At 38.3% G+C, this 19,662-nt stretch carries 16 protein-coding genes; 13 read left to right on the top strand and 3 right to left on the bottom strand.

Annotated features, from left to right (window positions below):
• Positions 1–21: 21 nt before the first annotated feature.
• The 7 genes from A3Q34_RS11425 to A3Q34_RS11455 all read left to right on the top strand — a co-directional run bounded on the left by A3Q34_RS11425 (position 22) and on the right by A3Q34_RS11455 (position 12,391).
• Positions 22–5,244, top strand: a complete 5,223-nt coding sequence (locus A3Q34_RS11425) for a DNA repair ATPase (protein WP_083277984.1) — start codon at positions 22–24, stop codon at positions 5,242–5,244.
• A gap of 357 nt (positions 5,245–5,601) precedes the next feature.
• Entirely contained in the window at positions 5,602–6,420 is an 819-nt protein-coding gene (locus tag A3Q34_RS11430; RefSeq protein ID WP_331710906.1) for an esterase/lipase family protein, read from the top strand.
• 76 nt (positions 6,421–6,496) lie between these two features.
• On the top strand, positions 6,497–7,132 hold the full coding sequence (gene lexA / locus A3Q34_RS11435) for a transcriptional repressor LexA (RefSeq protein ID WP_070375483.1): 636 nt from the start codon (positions 6,497–6,499) through the stop codon (positions 7,130–7,132).
• A gap of 568 nt (positions 7,133–7,700) precedes the next feature.
• Positions 7,701–9,257 (top strand): cytochrome c oxidase subunit II, encoded by a 1,557-nt coding sequence (coxB, locus tag A3Q34_RS11440; protein WP_442855234.1) that lies wholly within the window; start codon positions 7,701–7,703, stop codon positions 9,255–9,257.
• Positions 9,258–9,268: 11 nt separating this feature from the next.
• On the top strand, positions 9,269–10,861 hold the full coding sequence (ctaD, locus tag A3Q34_RS11445) for a cytochrome c oxidase subunit I (RefSeq protein WP_070375484.1): 1,593 nt from the start codon (positions 9,269–9,271) through the stop codon (positions 10,859–10,861).
• An 11-nt stretch (positions 10,862–10,872) separates the two neighbouring features.
• Positions 10,873–11,454, top strand: coding sequence for a cytochrome c oxidase assembly protein (locus tag A3Q34_RS11450; protein ID WP_070375485.1), 582 nt, complete (start codon positions 10,873–10,875; stop codon positions 11,452–11,454).
• A 52-nt stretch (positions 11,455–11,506) separates the two neighbouring features.
• Entirely contained in the window at positions 11,507–12,391 is an 885-nt protein-coding gene (locus tag A3Q34_RS11455) for a cytochrome c oxidase subunit 3 (protein WP_070375486.1), read from the top strand.
• A gap of 78 nt (positions 12,392–12,469) precedes the next feature.
• On the opposite strand, the gene A3Q34_RS11460 is transcribed toward A3Q34_RS11455, so the two are convergent.
• Positions 12,470–12,685, bottom strand: a complete 216-nt coding sequence (locus A3Q34_RS11460; RefSeq protein WP_070375487.1) for a DUF2909 domain-containing protein — start codon at positions 12,683–12,685, stop codon at positions 12,470–12,472.
• Positions 12,686–12,741: 56 nt separating this feature from the next.
• On the opposite strand from A3Q34_RS11460, the gene A3Q34_RS11465 reads away from it, so the two are divergent.
• The 5 genes from A3Q34_RS11465 to A3Q34_RS11485 all read left to right on the top strand — a co-directional run bounded on the left by A3Q34_RS11465 (position 12,742) and on the right by A3Q34_RS11485 (position 16,833).
• Entirely contained in the window at positions 12,742–13,473 is a 732-nt protein-coding gene (locus A3Q34_RS11465) for an SURF1 family protein (protein ID WP_197517580.1), read from the top strand.
• 26 nt (positions 13,474–13,499) lie between these two features.
• Positions 13,500–14,060, top strand: coding sequence for a hypothetical protein (locus tag A3Q34_RS11470; protein WP_070375489.1), 561 nt, complete (start codon positions 13,500–13,502; stop codon positions 14,058–14,060).
• A gap of 1 nt (position 14,061) precedes the next feature.
• The gene (locus A3Q34_RS11475) at positions 14,062–15,069 is read left to right on the top strand and encodes a COX15/CtaA family protein (protein ID WP_070375490.1); all 1,008 of its coding nucleotides are present in this window, start codon (positions 14,062–14,064) and stop codon (positions 15,067–15,069) included.
• A gap of 9 nt (positions 15,070–15,078) precedes the next feature.
• Positions 15,079–16,023: a heme o synthase gene (gene cyoE, locus A3Q34_RS11480; RefSeq protein ID WP_070375491.1), complete on the top strand. Its 945-nt coding sequence runs from the start codon at positions 15,079–15,081 to the stop codon at positions 16,021–16,023.
• Between the two features lie 177 nt (positions 16,024–16,200).
• Positions 16,201–16,833, top strand: a complete 633-nt coding sequence (locus A3Q34_RS11485; protein ID WP_070375492.1) for an SCO family protein — start codon at positions 16,201–16,203, stop codon at positions 16,831–16,833.
• A 58-nt stretch (positions 16,834–16,891) separates the two neighbouring features.
• Here the strand turns inward: A3Q34_RS11485 and A3Q34_RS11490 are convergent, their stop codons facing one another.
• A complete protein-coding gene (locus A3Q34_RS11490; protein WP_070375493.1) occupies positions 16,892–17,941 on the bottom strand; it encodes a polysaccharide deacetylase family protein in 1,050 nt (349 codons plus the stop codon).
• Between the two features lie 93 nt (positions 17,942–18,034).
• On the opposite strand from A3Q34_RS11490, the gene A3Q34_RS11495 reads away from it, so the two are divergent.
• Positions 18,035–19,402, top strand: a complete 1,368-nt coding sequence (locus A3Q34_RS11495) for an MATE family efflux transporter (RefSeq protein ID WP_070375494.1) — start codon at positions 18,035–18,037, stop codon at positions 19,400–19,402.
• On the opposite strand, the gene A3Q34_RS11500 is transcribed toward A3Q34_RS11495, so the two are convergent.
• Positions 19,392–19,646 carry a hypothetical protein gene (locus A3Q34_RS11500; RefSeq protein WP_070375495.1) on the bottom strand — a complete coding sequence of 85 codons (255 nt, stop codon included), beginning with the start codon at positions 19,644–19,646 and terminating at the stop codon, positions 19,392–19,394. The two genes, A3Q34_RS11495 and A3Q34_RS11500, sit on opposite strands and share 11 nt — an antisense overlap.
• Positions 19,647–19,662 lie beyond the last annotated feature (16 nt).

Genomic DNA, 19,662 nt, shown 5'->3' on the forward strand with positions numbered 1-19,662 from the left:
CATTAGCTCATGGAGTCTCATATGTCAGATAAGGATAGCGTCACTAATCAGGCTGTTGCGGAAGGGGGTTCATATGAACTTATTCAGCGCAGATTGTCAGCCTTAGGCAGTGATCTTAATACACAAATTAAGCAGCTAAATGACAAGCGCATTGTTACGTTTGGCTCCACCGAGATGAAAGTTGATGCTCGTGTGCGGGTTAGAACTGAGCATAATTGTGTTGCTAGAGATATTGCCGCCATTGGAGATACCTTACTTTTTGGCTATAACGTCTTTCTCGGTTTAAAGCGCAATATTACCGTCTCAGATGTTTTTAGTTTACACCAAATAAAAGGTGATAAAGATGACATTGAGATTATTGATCTTCCGGTACAAGATAGCTTTCTTGACGATGCTGAATTTGTCCGTGATTTTGATGAGTTATATACCTATTACAAAAAAACATTTCTAGCTCATGTTTATCGACAAGGCAGTAAAGTATTTGCCATCTTTCGTATTGGTGAACGCCTTGATGATATTAGAGTATTTCGTTGGGGTATCGACGCTGATCACCAAGTTAGCTATATCGATAATCGTGGTGAAAGAGATATAAAGCAGCCAGAAAATTTTGACTTTGAATGGCATAAAGTATCTCGAGAGCAACAAGAGCAAGGTAAACACCCACATTATAATTTATATGACATCTTGTTTGTCGAAGCTATTGGTGGCTCAATTACTTTAAAAGTTGAGAATAATACCACCGCTGGTCAAGGTATATATTCTGAGCCAGTCGAAGATGAACATCAGTCTATAGATGATGCTGAAATCCATTACGCCAGAGTGGGTGAGCTTATTTTATTGAAAATAAAGCCGTATCGTGAAACTGACACTCGCCATTTAATTTTTAATGCTAAAACTCAGCAAGTGATCAGGCAAGATGCTATTGCTCATGCTTGTATTCAGTTACCAGAAGACCACGGTATTATTTTTCCTGGTGGATACTATTTGCAAAATGGTGAACACAAAAGCTTTGAAGATAATGCCGAAGATTTACAGTTACACCGAGTGGTAAAGTCGCCAAACGGTGAAGACTTTCTCTATATATTTTATGAGCCAAATGAAGGGCAGTACGCTTTGTTTGGTTATAATTTAATTACGAGAACATTGCAAAACCCTATTTATGGTCATGGGCAAAGTTTATACAATAACGGCAGAGCCGTGGTTTTTAATGCCGAGTCCGAGCCATCACGTGTTCATGCCATGCAAATATGGCAAACGCCTTTTTGTAGTGAAGAGTTTGCTAGTAACCAACCGGTTGATAATAGCTTCTTTGGCAAAATAGGTAATCCTGAACTGGTCCGCGGTATTTCTGATTTATACAGTGTTGCTAAATTGATCTCGGTGCAAACACCAAGCGCGCAGCATTTTAATGATTTAGTGAAAGAGTCTAAACAAATATTTGATAAATATCATTGGCTTAATGATGAAGAGCTGATTTTGCTGCATGATCTTATCAAGCAAATCGCGATCACCTCTGAATTGGTTATAGATGAATTTGAAAAAGTCACCAGCATTAAAGAAAACTCTGATCGGGCCTTAATTCAAGCAAAAGAAAAGCTAGCCGAGCTAGTAACACAAGTTCAAATTTCGGGTTTTGAGCATGCGTCACAATTCGTTGACTGCTTATCGGCGTTAGCCCAATTTAAAGGTGAATTGATTTCTCATAAAGACTTACGTTATATCGATGTTGACGCAATTAATGCCATGGAAACTCACTTAGATACGTTAACGAAAGAACTTAGCCAAGCAACCGCTGATTTTCTCCAACAAGACGATGCTTTAACGCCTTATCAAAAGACCATAGTCACATTAGAAAAGGCGATAGAAAAAAGTGAATCAGTTAGCTCATTAAAGCCGATTCGTACGGAAATTGAAGAGCTTGTGCAAGGATTAGAATTACTTAATCGCACAATGTTGTCACTAAAAATTGAAGATAGCCGACAAAGAACACGTATTCTAGAAGATATTTCAGCAGTTTTTAGTCAAATAAACCGCGTTAAAGCTAATGCTGATTTGGCGGCTAAAAGTGTCGGTAGTGAAGAAGCACGAGCAGAATTTGGTGCTCGATTTAAACTATTAAGTCAAAGTGTCACCAGTGCTTTAAATGCGAGTGATTCACCGCAAGCATGTGATGAGCAACTTTCTCAAATTCTAATTCAGTTAGAAGACTTAGAAAGCCAGTTTAGTGATTATGATGAATTTTATAATGAAATCATCACTAAAAGAGATGAGATATACGATAACTTTGAACAACATAAGCAGCAGCTAATGGATGCACAGCAGCGTCGTTGTTTGAATTTGATGACGGCAGCCGAGCGCATTATTGAAGGTGTGATCAGACGGAGTCAATCGTTTAGTGAGCAAGACAAATTAAACAGCTATTTTGCTGGCGATCCTATGGTTGCCAAGCTTAGACAACTAATTTCACAGCTTAGAGAGCTTGAGGACAATGTTAGAGCTGATGACATTGACGCTCAATTAAAAAATGCTAAAGAGCAAGGCATAAGAGCACTGAGAGATAAAACAGATATTTACTCTGCTGACGGTAGTTTAGTTAAAATAGGCGACCACCAATTTTCGGTGAATCGTCAAAAATTAGAACTGACCTTATTACCTCGTGATGGTGACATGGTCTTGCATATCAGTGGTAGTGAATACTTTGAAACGCTACCCGCTGAATTATTTGTTGGTACTGAATACCTTTGGCAGCAAGCGCTGGTCTCTGAATCTGACAAGGTCTACCGAGGAGAGTATTTAGCGGCAACACTATTATTTGAGGCTGAATTTGCTGGCCAAGCGCAACTTGAGTGTTTAAAAGCGGCGGTAAAAAACAATGAATTAGGTGAGGTGGTTAGAAAAGCGGCTGAGCCACGTTATCAAGAAGGTTATGATAAGGGCGTGCATGATGCCGATGCGGCATTAATTCTAAAGCAATTACTTGCTTTAAGAGAATCTATTGGCTTGTTAGCTTATCCGGTCTTGGAAAGAAGACTCGCGCTACTTTTTTTCACCACAGAATTAGCTGATAACAGTAGAAAAGATTTATTACAGCGCAGTCATAATCTCTATATCATGGAAGAAACTTTTGGTGATAGTCAATTACGCCATCAGCTTATTAAAGAATTGGCTACGCTATTAGATAGCTATATTGAAAGTCAGCCTTGGCTGAAATGTGATACGTTATTGTCAGCAACCTACCTATTAAAAGAGTTAGCTTTAGCCGAACAGAAATTTGTTATTAAAGAAAGTAGCGTTGAGTTAGCTAATCAACTGGAGAGTCAGTTAAAGCATAAGAGCTTAGAAAAACAACTCAGTGGCGCATTATTGGGTTGTTCGACACTAGAGCAAAAATATCAACTTTACTGGGCGTGGTTGCAGGCTTTTTCTTCGCACCAGAGTATGAATATCCATCAAGATATTATTGCTGAAGCCGCAATTTTTATGCTGATGCAAGAGCAATGTGAATTCTATACTTCATTGGCTGACACCGAAGGTGTTGTTGATGGTTTATTGGGGCAGCATGGGCAAATATCGGACAGAAAAATTGCGATAAATTATCAAGAATTTATCACTCGACTTCGCCAATTTAAAAATGAACATGAACCGGCATTCAAAGGCTTCCATATTCAAAAACAAAAGGTATTAGCGGCACAACGTAAACGCTTACGATTAGAAGAGTTTAAACCAAGAGCGCTGTCTTCGTTTGTGCGTAATAAATTAATTAATGATGTTTACTTCCCGATTATTGGTATTAATTTAGCTAAACAAATTGGCGCAGCGGGTAATAATAAACGTTCTGATTTAATGGGATTATTACTGCTTATTTCTCCCCCAGGTTATGGTAAAACAACGCTTATTGAATACGTTGCCAGTAAGCTAGGTATGACCTTTGTTAAAATAAACTGTCCGTCGATAGGACACGATCAGTTGTCACTAGATCCCGCTCAGGCAAATAACTCAACAGCTAAAAATGAAGTTGAAAAGATTAACTTAGCCTTTGAAATGGGTAACAATGTTATGTTGTACCTTGATGATATTCAACATACTAATCCTGAGTTTTTACAAAAGTTTATTTCCTTGTGTGATGGCTCAAGAAAAGTGGATGGTGTTTGGAATGGAGACAGTAAAACCTATGATATGCGCGGCAAAAAATTTGCAGTTGTCATGGCTGGTAACCCTTATACCGAATCAGGAGAAGCATTTAGCATTCCTGATATGTTGGCTAACCGAGCCGATATTTATAACTTAGGTGATACCTTAAGTGGTCGAGAAGAAGAGTTCTCTTTAAGCTTTATTGAAAATAGCTTAACCAGTAATCGCTATATCGCACCACTAGCGACCCGAGATATGGGCGATCTCTATAACCTAGTTAAAATTGCCGATGGTCAACAAATCGCGACAACTGAGCTAAAACATAATTACTCGCAAGCAGAGGTCAATGAAATAGTCGCGGTTATTCAACGTATTCGTAAAATTCAAGCGACGGTATTAAAAGCTAATCAACAGTACATTGCCTCTGCCGCTCAAGACGATAAGTACCGCACTGAACCTTCGTTCAAGTTACAAGGCAGCTATCGAAATATGAATAAGATGGCGGAAAAAGTAGTACCGGTTATGACCGAAGAGGAAGTTGAGCAGCTTATCGTTGATCATTATCGCGGTGAAGCGCAAACACTCACCATAGGCGCTGAAGAAAATTTACTTAAATTAGCCGAGCTGCGCAACAATCAAACCAGTGAAGAAAAAGTGCGTTGGCAACAAATTAAGGCAGATTTTGTTCGTCATCAAAACTTGGGTGATAGTGATAATCCGATTGCGGCTGTTGCTAGCCAGATATCGTTATTGCAAAAAGGGCTCAATCAAATAGGAGAAGCCTTGTTAGAGCCTAAATCTGCAGCGTTAGATACCTTAAATGAAACGCTTGCCAGTCTTAAACTGCAAGTGAATATTGAAAAACCAGATGATTCAGCGTTAGCCGAAACGTTGGCGTTATTTAGTGAAAATATGGCGTCTTTTTTAACGCCGCTGGTGAATGCGTTACAAAGTAATAAAAATGTCGATTTGGCGATGATTGATACTTTAAAAACACTGAACCTGACTACTGAAAAATCAGTAAAAAGTTCTGAGACCCATATTCAAAAAATTAGTCGAGAACTCGCTTCAGAAAAACAAAGTAGCGATGAGCTTTCTGCGGACGAGACCTAGCTAACATCGGCTATGCTAAACGAGAAAATAGTTGCCAGTAGTAAAGATAAACTAAGAAGATGCCTTGTTAGCTTTAGACAAACGAAAACATGTTGGTTTGTTAATAACGATGTGTTCTTGGGAGTTATCTCAGTTTGAAGCACTGCGCAGAAATTAATATTTATTGCCAAACCGAGAGCACATAACGTTATACTCCCTATACACGTATGACTGAATGCTAATGGTAGATGTTTAAAGTTATTAGCCCTTTTTAAATGATACTAAAACCGTGCTTTAAAAAATATTATCTCACTTGTTTTCAATAGTGAATAAAGCGTCAATAATGAACGTTCAACATAAAAATGATGGAGCGCAGCTATGAATGAAAAAATTACAGCACTTAAGTCAGAATTAGCACTCCTTAAGGAACAATTTGCTAGAAAAATTACTGATGCAGAAATTCGTTTAAAAAATATGATTGAACAAGAAAGCCTAGATACTTCGGTTGAACGTGGCTATAAAATTCAAGCTTCTTTTGAAGAGCCCGTAGATTCTTTAGCTAATGGTGAATGTGTAATTTTACTGCATGGGCTTGCACGTTCGGCTAACTCGATGAAAGCTATTGAAAAACGATTGTTAGCAGAAGGTTATTTTGTGATAAATATCAACTACCCTTCTAGAGATTATTCGATAGAAGAGTTGGCTGAAAAAGTAATTTCTAAAGCGCTATTAATTTGTGAAAATCGTCAAGTTAACTTTGTTACCCATTCAATGGGCGGTATATTAGTTCGCCAATATTTAAGTATGCACAAAATACCTAATTTACATAAAGTCGTGATGCTGGGTCCACCAAACAAAGGCAGTGAAGTTGTTGATAAACTTAAAAATACACCTGGTTTTAGTTTCATCAATGGTGATGCGGGTATGCAATTAGGTACCGGCGAATTCAGTGTCCCTAGTAACCTTGGCAATGCTAATTTTGATTTGGGTGTTATTGCCGGTAATCAAAGTATTAATTGGATATTATCAACACTTATTCCTGATAAAGATGATGGTAAAGTTTCGGTTGCTAGTACCAAACTTGATGGTATGAATGATCACATTGAAATGGAAACGACCCATCCATTTATGATGAAAAACGAAAAAGTTATCGAACAAGTTATCCATTACTTAAAATCGGGGAGTTTTCAAAAATAATTTGGCTAGAAAACTTGCCTTTACTAACGACCTGTATATACTCACAGTAACAACTGTGTAAATTTACAGGCTCCCTATGCTAAATGAAATCAGCGAATTACGCCCTCTAACGAACCGACAACAACAAGTTTTTGATCTGATCAAAGACAATATAAGCGATACGGGCATGCCACCAACGCGTGCTGAAATAGCCAAGTTTTTTGGCTTTAAATCAGCAAATGCAGCAGAGGAACATTTAAAAGCTTTGGCTAAAAAAGGCTATATAGAAATGTTGCCAGGTACTTCTCGCGGCATTCGTTTGACTGAGAAGTTAATGGAAGAAGCCGGTTTACCTTTAATCGGCAGAGTTGCTGCAGGTGAACCTATTTTAGCTGCAGAGCATGTTGAAGATCATTATAAAGTTGATGGTAATTTGTTCCATCCAGCCGCTGATTACTTATTGAGAGTTAATGGCGAAAGCATGAAAAATATCGGCATACTTGATGGTGACTTGTTAGCGGTTCATCAAACGACCGATGTACAGAATGGCCAAGTAATTGTTGCTCGTGTCGAAGAAAATGTTACGGTTAAACGTTATAAACGAGAAGGTAACATCGTTTACTTACATGCTGAAAATGATGACTTCTCTCCTATCAAAGTTGATTTGTCTGATCAAGAGTTTAATATTGAAGGGTTGGCTGTTGGCGTTATTCGCTCGGCAGACTGGATGTAATTAACCTATCCTATCCAATAAACTTGTGGTAACGAACTAAGTCAATTTATCTAACAAAAATGGTATTAATTAAATCAAACTGCTCCGCAAAATTTAGCCTATAAAATAGGCTAAAGTTTGCTTTTCTAACCTTTCGTATTCTTTTCATGCAAACCTTTCTCTTTACTAAGAATAATTTTCATTTTAAACCCCATTCAAACAACTTTATCTTTTTCTGATTAAAAAACAACCAAGATCAATTTTTGTAATACGCGTATCTATACACAGCTGTTTATTTTTAATACTACGGCTACAGCCCTTTGTTATTAGGGCCTCACCTGTATTAGAGTTGATACTCTATTGTTTTTATTAGTTTTTATTTTAAAATAGCTCGATTTTTAAATTGACCCAGATCAACTTTTAAGTAATTCTAGTTTGGAATGTGTACAAATATAAATATAAGGCGATGTTGTCGACGCTAACTGGTTGATAACAAAATTGCTAAGAAAATAATAAAAATCCGTACTAAAGGATGTGTTTTGTCCTAGGTATCAAGTTTTAAACTTTTATAGGGTGAAGGAGATGTCGTGTGAAAAGACGTAACCTAGGTTGGCTGTTGTTGGGGAGTGTTCTTTCCAGTTCAGCTTGGGCAGATATGCAATTAAATCTGACCAAGGGTGTAACAGAAGTAAGTAGAGATGTTTACGATCTACATATGCTCGCAATGTATATATGTGTAGCAATTGGTGTGGTCGTTTTTGGTGCTATGTTTTGGTCAATGGTTTTCCATCGAAAATCCAAAGGGGCTAAATCAGCAGATTTTCATGAAAGTACAAAAGTAGAAATTCTCTGGACAGCAATTCCCATTGTCATTCTTATCGCTATGGCTGTACCAGCAACAAAAACACTGATCGAAATGGAAAATAACGACGATTCTGACGTTACCATTCAAGTTACCGCCTCTCAGTGGAAATGGCATTACAAATATTTTGATCAAGATATTGAATTCTACTCCGTTTTATCGACGCCAAGATCACAGTATGAAACACAAGAAGGTAAACACCTTGATGTTGATGCTGGCGACAAAGTCAAAGGTGAAAATTACTTACTCGAAGTTGATAAACACCTTGTCATTCCAGTTAATAAGAAAGTACGATTTTTAATCACTTCTGACGACGTTATTCATGCTTGGTGGGTACCTGCTTTTGCAGTAAAGCAAGATGCTAACCCAGGATTTATTAATGAAGCATGGACAAAAGTTGACAAGCCTGGGATATACAGAGGTCAGTGTGCTGAGCTCTGTGGCAAAGACCACGGTTTTATGCCCATTGTTGTCGAAGTAAAATCTGAAGCTGACTATGCCAAATGGCTTGATGAACAACATCAGCTCAATGCTCAAGCCGCTGCTGCTGAGAAAGCATCTCTTAACGCTTCTGCATCAATGGACGAACTGATGACCTTGGGTGAAACTACCTATGTTGCCCACTGTGCTGCCTGTCATCAAGTTTCTGGTGCTGGTCTACCTCCCGCATTTCCTGCACTTAAAGGAAGTCCAATTGCTACGGGTAGTATTGCCGCGCATATTGATATTGTACTCAATGGTAAAGCGGGTACAGGTATGCAAGCTTATGGTAAGCAGCTAAGTATGAAGCAAATTGCTGCAGTTGTGACCTACGAGCGTAATGCTTGGGGTAACAATACCGGTGATGCCGTACAAGCCGCTGATGTTAAAGGCACTGCTAAGGGATCAGGTAATGACACAGAAGCACCGGTAAAAGTGACTGAAAGTGTTGCCGAAGAAGCTCCAGCAGAAGATCTAACTAAAGTGTACAGCGAAGATGAATTGATGGTTATGGGTGAGCAAGTTTACATGAAAGCTTGTGCTGCTTGTCATCAAGTTTCTGGTGCGGGTTTACCTCCGGCATTTCCAGCACTAAAAGATAGTGCTATTGCACTGGGTGATATTGCTGCGCATATAGATATGGTTATTAATGGCAGTAAGAAAAACCCTGCTATGGCTGCTTTTGGTAGCCAGTTAACTAAAACCGAAATAGCGGCTGTTGTTACTTATGAGCGTAATGCTTGGGGCAATAACACCGGTGATTTAGTACAACCTGCAGCCGTTGATGCTGCTAGTGCGAAGTAGGGGGATATAAAATGACTACAGACGTTATAGAACAAGAATCGCACGACGATCATCATGATGACCATAAAATGAAAGGCATCAAACGTTGGTTGTACACGACAAATCATAAAGATATAGGTACGTTATATCTATGGTTTTCTTTTATTATGCTATTAACCGGTGGCGCTTTAGCTATGGTTATTCGAGCCGAGTTATTCCAACCCGGTTTACAAATAGTGGAGCCTGATTTTTTCAATCAGCTAACTACCGTACATGGTTTGATCATGGTGTTTGGTGCAATTATGCCGGCCTTTACCGGGTTTGCAAACTGGATGATACCTATGATGATTGGTGCTCCAGATATGGCTTTACCACGTATGAATAACTGGAGCTTCTGGATTCTACCTTTTGCTTTTGGGATTCTTTTGTCTACATTCTTTATGGAGTCAGGTGCGCCTAACTTTGGTTGGACATTCTACGCACCACTTTCTACAACCTATTCAAATGGTAGTACGGCATTTTTTGTTTTTGCTGTTCATATTATGGGTATCTCATCAATAATGGGCGCAATTAATATTGTTGTTACTATTATGAATATGCGTGCGCCGGGTATGACTTACATGAAAATGCCATTGTTTGTTTGGACATTTTTTATTACCGCCTACTTATTGATTGCGGTAATGCCCGTGCTCGCCGGTGTGGTAACTATGTTGTTAACCGACACTTATTTTGGCACGAGTTTCTTTGATGCCGCTGGTGGTGGTGATCCGGTATTGTTCCAGCATCTTTTCTGGTTCTTCGGACATCCTGAAGTTTACATCATGATCTTACCTGCTTTTGGTATTGTTTCGACGATTATCCCAGCATTTGCTCGTAAGAAGTTATTTGGCTACAGCTCAATGGTTTATGCAACGGCATCGATTGCTGTGTTGTCATTTATTGTTTGGGCGCATCACATGTTCACGACAGGTATGCCGTTATTTGGTGAACTGTTCTTCATGTATTGCACGATGTTAATTGCCGTGCCTACGGGTGTTAAAGTGTTCAACTGGGTCGCAACTATGTGGCGTGGTTCAATGAGTTTTGAAACGCCGATGCTATTTTCTATCGCGTTTGTCATCTTATTTACTATAGGCGGATTTTCTGGTTTGATGTTGGCATTAACACCTGTTGATTTCCAATACCATGATACCTACTTTGTTGTTGCTCATTTTCATTATGTGTTGGTCACAGGTTCATTATTCTCGATTTATGCTGGTGCATACTTCTGGTTGCCAAAATGGACAGGTCATATGTATAACGAGTCGTTAGCTAAATGGCATTTTTGGTGTTCACTGGTGTCAGTTAATTTACTATTCTTCCCAATGCACTTTTTAGGATTAGCGGGCATGCCTCGTCGTATCCCAGATTATGCGCTGCAGTTTGCTGATTTCAACAAATGGGTCAGTATTGGTGGTTTTGCCTTTGGTCTTTCCCAATTAATATTCTTAGCGGTAGTTATTAAGTGTATTAGAGGTGGAGAGAAAGCATCGGCTAAACCTTGGGATGGCGCTGAAGGTTTAGAGTGGACTGTTGCAAGTCCTGCTCCGTACCATACATTTTCAACACCACCAAAAATTGATTAAGTTAATAAAATATGAATAAAGGTGACGAATTGCAAAATTCAAATAACAAAGATAGCGCTGCTATAACGAAAAACAATCAAGTGATAAAAAAGCTGGTTATGATTGTTTTTGGTATGTTTGCTTTTGGTTTTGCACTTGTCCCTTTATATGATGTGTTTTGTGATATTACTGGTTTGAATGGAAAAACGTCAACCACTGCCGCCGCTGTCTATAATGTTGATCAGATTGACACAAAAAGAATTGTTACGGTGCAGTTTATTAGTCGAACCGCTCAAGGTATACCTTGGCAGTTTGAACCTATGGTCCGTGAAATAAAAGTTCATCCCGGTGAAATGAAACTTGTTAAATTTTATGCAAAAAATGAATCCACCCGCGATATTATTGGCCAAGCAGTTCCGTCAGTATCGCCCGGTTTAGCGGCAGCGTATTTTCAAAAGATTGAATGTTTTTGCTTTACGCAGCAACCGCTAAAAGCGAATGAAGAGGTAGAGATGGCGTTACAGTTTTATGTTGACCCAGAATTACCTGAAGATATTTCAACGCTAACTTTGTCTTACACTTTGTATGACGTGACCGGAAAAGTGGAATCGTAGCAATTTATACTGAGCACTTAACGTGTAACAGTATTTGTTTAGGGGAATAATAATGACAACAAAAGAATATGAAAGTTATTACGTACCATCACAAAGTCATTGGCCAATTGTTGGCGCAGTGGCATTGTTTTTAATTGCTATCGGCGCCGGAAACTATGTTTCTACGTTAAATAGTGGCGAAGGTGGCATTGGTGGTTATATATTGCTTGCCGGCGTTTGTTTAGTTATATACATGCTCTATGGTTGGTTCAGTAATGTTATAAACGAATCGATGGCGGGTAAGTATAGCCATCAAATGGATAACTCATTTCGTCAAGGGATGAGCTGGTTTATCTTTTCTGAAGTGATGTTTTTTGCAGCATTCTTTGGTGCCTTATTTTATGCTCGCACGTTATCGGTACCTTGGTTGGGCGGCGCAGATAATAATGCCATGACCGGTGCTGTTTTATGGCCTGAGTTTGTCGCAAGTTGGCCGTTATTAGTCACACCAGATGGAACCGAAACAACGCAAATGGGCTGGTATGGCCTACCGTTAATTAATACTATTTTGTTATTAACTTCTTCAATTACGGCACATTTAGCACACTCAGCCTTAGAAAAAGATAATCGTAAAATGCTGAAAATATGGTTAGGTTTTACCATATTGTTAGGTGTTGTCTTTTTATTCTTGCAAGTTGTTGAGTACATGCACGGCTATTCAGAAGAAATGAAATTGTACTTAACCAGTGGTATCTATGGTTCAACTTTCTACTTACTGACCGGTTTTCATGGCATGCACGTTACCTTAGGTACCATCATGCTTATTGTGGTGTTTTTAAGAGTGTTGAAAGGCCACTTTACCCCAACCAATGCTTTTGCTTTTGAAGCGACAAGCTGGTATTGGCATTTTGTTGATGTGGTTTGGGTGATACTGTTTGTTTTTGTTTATATCGTATAAACAATTACTAATATAAACGTTTAAGAAATAGTGTAGGTGAAGCTAGCTTCACCTACTTTTTATTTTTAAGCGAGTCGATTAGAATGGTCGTGGGTGTGGCGTAATAACGCCAGTTAAAATAGCGACTAGCATAAGTATAATAATGAAGGCTGAAATCATCACGCGTCGGCCAATAAATTTTGACATTGACGGTTTACTTGGGTCATTTTTGTTTAAGACAAAGAGTGCTTGAAACAGGCTAAATACCATGAAGACTAAGCAGCCTATAATAATTATTTTTATCGCAAATGCCATTTAAAAATTTCCTATGTTGTTATGTTCGCTTTAAGCATATTTAAGGAATTAATTGTTTGAAAAATTTTATATCAAACATTCGCCTACCTTGGTTGATATTTACCCTACTTGTTTTTTCCGGATTAGTAAAACTCGGATTATGGCAAAGTGATCGTGCTTTACAAAAAGAGCAACGCATCGCAACCATTACACAATTGAGTCAAACACAAGCCTTGTCACTTTCTCAAGTGCTCTCAGAAAAAAATGAAATTAATGATCTACCGATCACTATGTTTGGGGAATTTGATAATAATACTATTTTTTTATTAGACAACCAAACGAATAAAGGACAATTAGGTTATCGTGTTTATCAAGTGTTTAATAGTGGTGAGCAGGCGGTCTTAGTTAATTTAGGTTGGGTAGTAGGTTCTATAAATCGTCAAGAAATTCCCGATGTACAGGCTATTATTGGAAAGTATCAATTATCAGGTCACGTACGTAAAATAGAGCAAGGCATAATGTTAATGGAACAAGTCTTGGTTAAAGATGAGTGGCCATTACGTGTTCAGCAGATAGAATTAGATAAATTTTCAACATTAATTTCACGTCAACTCTTGCCCTTTGTCGTCTACTTAGATAAAACAGAGAGTGTGGGTTATGAAAAAAATTGGCAACCAATTGTTATGCCACCTGAAAAACATCGTGCTTATGCCTTTCAATGGTTCAGTTTAGCGATAGCATGGTTATTGTTGATGATATGGGCGTCAATTAAGTTGGGTAGAAATAGTGAAGAAGCGTTAAATCACTAATAAAAAAAATAATAAGGTGTAAGTGTATGAATGATGTATCACAGAAAAAATCTCGTCGTAGTATGGTCATGGTGCTGGGCGCTTTTATCCTCCCTATCGTGTTAGCAAAACTTGCCTTAACTCAAAATTGGCTTGATTATGGTGTGACGAACAAGGGTACTTTAGTTGAGAATGAACTGACTTTAGAAAAGTTAGGCTTGAGTCAACCCGCTTTACAAAAAACTTGGTCAATTATTTATAGCTTGCCACAGCATTGTGATGATCACTGTGAACAAACGTTACTCAGTGTTAATAACTCATACATAGCCTTGGGTAGAGAAATGCCCAGAGTAAAGCGCGTCGCACTTTCTCCTAATCCACTCTCACCTCAGCAAACGGAAAGGTTAACTGAAAACAGTTGGGTTATTATTCCTACTCCAAGCCTAGTTGATGACTTTTTATCAGATACAAAAGTTTTAGTTGTTGACCCTTTAGGTAATGTGGTTTTATCCCATAAACCACCAACAAATGATGATGCTCAAGCAATGTTCGGTAAAGAAATTTTAGCAGATATGAAGAAATTACTTAAGTATTCAAGGGTGGGTTAAGATGAAAAATCGTGTTAATCATCGTGTTCGTACCTTAGTCTTAATTAGTATTCTATTAGCACTAATCGTGGTTAGCTTAGGTGCTTATACGCGCTTAACGCATGCGGGTTTAGGCTGTCCAGATTGGCCAGGTTGTTATGGATTAATTGATGTACCAGCAACCGCAGAACAAATTATTAAAGCAGAGCAAGCATTTCCAGAAAGAAAAGTTGAAGTTCATAAAGCATGGAATGAAATGATCCATCGATATTTTGCTGGTGCATTGGGTTTATTAATTCTAGCGATAGCATTCATGTCTTACCGACGACGTGATCAAGGTACGCCATTAAGGTTGCCGATGTTAATACTCGCGGTGGTTATTTTTCAAGCGGCCTTGGGCATGTGGACCGTAACCATGAAACTAATGCCGATTGTCGTTATGGGTCATTTACTTGGTGGTTTTACAACCTTGAGTTTATTATTTTTATTATACTTACGCTTGGCTGATTTTAGGGTACCAGGTGGTGATTTCGCCATTAAGAAATATGGTAGATACGGCTTAATTGGTATTGTACTGTTAACCGCACAAATAGGTTTAGGGGGCTGGACATCGTCAAACTATGCTGCCCTGGTTTGTACTGAATTACCTATTTGCCAGTCAGGCTGGCAAGAGCAATTGACCTTCGAAGATTCATTTGATTTGATCCCACCAGAAAAAGACAGTTACGAATTTGGTCATTTATCTCATGCTTCACGTGTAACGATTCATGTTGTTCATCGATTAGGAGCCATTGTCACTGGGCTTTATCTTTTTTGGTTAGCGTTAATGGTATTTCGAAAATCTCAATCTGCATTTTTTAAGAATGCAGCGATTAGCTTAGCGTTTATTCTTAGCTGCCAAATATTATTGGGTATAAGCAATATCTGGTTCTCATTACCGTTAGCAGTTGCGGTGAGTCATAACGTGGTAGCAGCATGTCTAATGTTGTCTTTGATCACGTTAACCTACAGTTTACGACGGAAATTATAAGGAATACTTATGAGCGAATCAGTATCAACAGAAAGCCCCAACGGGCCAGTAACTACCCCTGAAGTTATAGAGACTAAAACCGCTATTTGGCGAGATTATTATGAAATCACTAAGCCTCGTGTAGTGGCACTCTTAGTGTTAACCGCTTTGGTGGGTATGTGCCTTTCTGTTCCGGGTACCATTCCATGGCAAGTGCTTATTCCTTCAATGGTGGGTATTGGATTTTTATCATCAGCCGCCGCCGCGATAAATCACATTGTTGATGAACGAATTGACAGTATCATGGGGCGAACTTATAACCGGCCCGTTGCTACGGGACGTTTAACGCCGAGAAATGCGACTTTGTTTGCTATGTTTTTAGCAGTCAGTGGTTTTGCCATTTTATATAGCTTGGTTAATCCCTTAACGGCATGGCTTACTTTTGCAGGTTTGGTAGGGTACAGTTTTGTTTATACTATGTATTTGAAACGAGCTACGCCTCAAAATATCACGATAGGTGGCTTAGCTGGAGCCATTCCACCATTGTTAGGTTGGACAGCAATGACCAATGAAATACATCCTAATGCTTTGTTATTAGTGTTATTGATTTTTACTTGGACACCTCCTCATTTTTGGGCATTAGCGATACACCGTAAAGATGAATATGCAAAAGTAAATATTCCCATGTTACCGGTAACCCATGGGGTAAATTTTACAAAAACCCAAATTTTACTTTATACCGTGTTACTTTTTGTTGTTGGCTTGTTACCTTATTTAGTGGGAATGAGTAATTGGTTATATTTAATTGGTGCAGTAACATTGAATTTAATGTTTTTTGCTTACGCCTGGAAACTTAAGTTTAATGCCGATGAGAATACGGCAATGGACACCTTTAAATTTTCAATCGTACATTTAATGGGCTTGTTTATTATGCTATTGCTTGACCATTATTTATTACCTATGATACCAAGCTGATCAATTATCTGCTCATTGTTAAGGGTTAAAGACAAAGCTACTTCGATACAATATTTAGTAGTAGGATAACGACTTACTAAATTTTATAGCGGGTATTTATCTATTTTTGACTGATGAAAAGTAGATCATTTAATCTGTCAAATGGCTATTGGATAAGACAAACGGAAATAATTAAATATGAACAAGTTGTTGTATGTCATTGTCGCCCTTGTTGCTGGTGCAGTAGGTTTTTTTGTCTTTCAAAAAGCGACAGTATTACCACAGCCCGAACATGCTTTATATTATCAGCAGGTTCGGGAAGTTAAGCCGTTTCAATTAACGGATCATCATAACCAAGCCTTTACCAAAGAACAATTAGCCAATAAATGGTCGTGGGTATTTCTAGGGTATACTTCTTGCCCTGATGTTTGCCCGACTACATTACAAGAACTAAACTTTGTTTATGATGATTTAAAAGCGATCAGTAAAGATACACAAATTTTATTGGTTTCGGTTGATCCTATTAGAGATACGCCAGAAAAATTAGCTCAGTATATAGCTTACTTTAATGAGGAGTTTATTGCGCTTACGGCTGACCATGGTGTGTTATTTCCGTTTGCTCGTAACCTAGGCATGATGTACGCGATTAACGAGCCTGAAGGCGACAATAATGGTTACTTGGTCGATCACAGTGCTTCTTTAGTGTTAATTAATCCACAGGGAGATATCGCGGCTATATTTAAGCCAAGACAAGCCTTGGGTGTATTACCTACCATTGATGGCGAGAAGCTGGTCAGTGATTTTGCAAAGATTGTAAAATTAGCTGAATAAAGGAAACTTGTCATCCTTAACTTTACTGGCTGACAAGTTTTTTAAATCGTTATATTTGTTAAAGCGGATACCACTGCATACCTTCTTTTAAGACAAACCATGGCTTTGAGTACCAATAATAACGTCCTGGCTCACTAATGCTTGGCGCGGTACAGTTACAGCGAACACGGCCAATGGGCAAGGGCGCGCTATAATTAATGGTAAAGCTATTTCCTTCTTGCCATTCTATCTTTTGTCGACCTAAACCCGAAATATAACAGTTCAATTGTGCGGGAAGAAAATCTTCAACAACAACATCAAAAGTCACTGATTTTGATTGGTTATACTCGACAATGGTACTTGCATTTTCATTACGTAAAGTCATGTTGAAAGGTAAAGATTTTAATTTATCACGCAGACTAGATATTTGATCATAGGGTTTTGACGCAGGAAAACGTGGCACGCTTGTTAAATCTGTCGCTAAGCCTACGGCTCCTGATTGTTGTGAAAAAGCAATAAAATCGTTTTGTGCGACCCATTCTTGTACTGCCGGTGTGTACTCACCATAAGGGTAAGCAAAATAGCGCCAACTTTGTCCAGTTTTTTCTTTAATAATACTTTCAGCCTCTAATAACAGTTCAGTATGTTTTATTAGCCACTGTTGTTCGGTTAAACCCTCACTAATACGGGCCATAGAATCATGTTCCATGCCATGGTTAGCTATAATAACGCCTTGATCAGCCATTGTTTTAAGTTGTTGCCAAGTAAGATAGTTACTAGAACCACGCTCAACAATGGCAGGGTTGATAAAAATCGTAAAAGGATAATTAAACTTGTCGAGAATGGGCTTACCATTGAGTAGAATATCAAGGTAAGCATCATCAAATGTTATTGCCACTGTTTTGTCAGTAATAGGTTGCTGTTTCTTGATAGAATTCATTAAATCTGAGAGCGCGATGACATTGAAATTGTTATCAGATAAATACTGCATATGAATTTTAAACTGTTCCGGTGAAATACTAGTACTTGCCGGTGTTTTGTCACTAACATGGTGATATTGTAAAATTACAGCGGCAAAGCTAGAAAAGTGAAAGCAAGATAGCAATAGTGCAGGTAATAAAAATTTCATGAGTGAAGCCCTTGTTTAGTCAGTCATAAAAATAGCGCGTTTTGCTTTCTTTTTATAGTAAATTTTCAGGTAATTTTTATATGGAATACTTTTTTGAACGTTAATACTATCAATCATCATAAACAACTATTCCTCATCGCCTTACCGATGATCTTTTCAAATATCACCATACCTCTTCTAGGCTTAGTTGATACTGCTGTTTTAGGACATTTAGACCAAGCCTATTATTTAGGTGGCAGTACAGTCGGGGCAATGATTATTACCTTTGTTACTTGGTTGTGCGGCTTTTTACGTATGTCGACTACAGGTCTTACCGCTCAAGCATTAGGTGAAGAAAACGCACAAAAAAGTTTATTGGTTCTGCTACGGGGTTTGTTAGTGGCTTGCTTAATTGGTGGTGCACTGATTTTGTTACAGTCATTTTATCTTGATCTGAGCTTGGGGTTAGCCGGGGGATCTGAACAAATACAATTTTATGCTAAACAATATTGCGATATCCGTATTTGGGGTTTACCTGCTGCGTTATCAAATCTTGTTATATTAGGATGGTTGTTGGGCAATCATAAAGCCAAGGCGGTAATGTGGATATTGATCGTCACTAACTTAATTAACTTGTCGCTAGATCTATTGTTTGTTTTAGTGTTTGACTGGCAAGTACAAGGGGTGGCGTCAGCAACGTTAATCGCTGAATATTCGGGTGTTATTATAGGGTTGGCTTATATTATCTTTGCGCAACAGACAGGTAATCGACAATCTCTAAAAAGTATATTAATAAAAATGATGGGGAAATTTACTGATATCAGAGATCAGTTATTTGAGAAGTCAGCGTTGATCAATTACTTTCAACTTAATCGAGATATTCTTATTCGAACACTGTGCTTAGAGATTTGTTTTGTCTTTATTACTTTTCAAGGGGCTAGGTTAGGGGACGATGTTATAGCAACTAATGCCATTTTAATGAACTTTGTTTTGTTAATTTCATTTGGATTAGACGGCATTGCCAATGCAGCAGAAGTGTTAGTGGGTAAAGCACAAGGGCAAAAGAATCTTAAACAGCGTAATTTTGTCGTCAAAATCGCTTTATTTTGGACGGGACTCTTTGCGCTAACTTATAGTGCACTCTTTGCCATAGCAGGTGATTTCTTGATTAGTTTACTAACCGACATTCCAGAGGTTGTTTTCTCGACCGAACAATATGTACATTGGATGATTATCTTACCTATATTAGGCTGTTGGTGTTATTTATTTGATGGTGTTTTTGTTGGTCTAATGAAAGCCAAAGTGATGCGAAATAGCATGATAATTGCGACCTTTGGTTGCTTTTTTCCAATGTGGTGGCTATTACAAGGGTTTGGTAATCATGGTTTATGGGCTGCATTTAGTGTGTTTTTGCTGGTACGAGGATTAAGCTTAGCTTGGCATTATTATCGCGTTATAGAAAAACAAGCCATTAGTCTTTAATTTTTTTATTTGCTCGTCGATCAAAAATATTGAGTAAACGATTAGCAAATATCCCACTGTAACCCCAAGCAGAGGTTAACAGACCAAGGGCTAAAAAAACAATGCCGGCGATTTGCCAATAATAATGGTAATAGTAACCGATAAAAATTAAGCATGCGCCAATAGCAAAAAGACCAAGTCCGCGAGTAAAAAGCACTAAGCTTCTTTGCGGGTCTTGGCCTAATTTTTCAAGTATTGTTATCATTTTAAATTAATGAATA

The sequence above is a fragment of the Colwellia sp. PAMC 20917 genome, from assembly GCF_001767295.1.
GTDB lineage: Bacteria > Pseudomonadota > Gammaproteobacteria > Enterobacterales > Alteromonadaceae > Colwellia_A.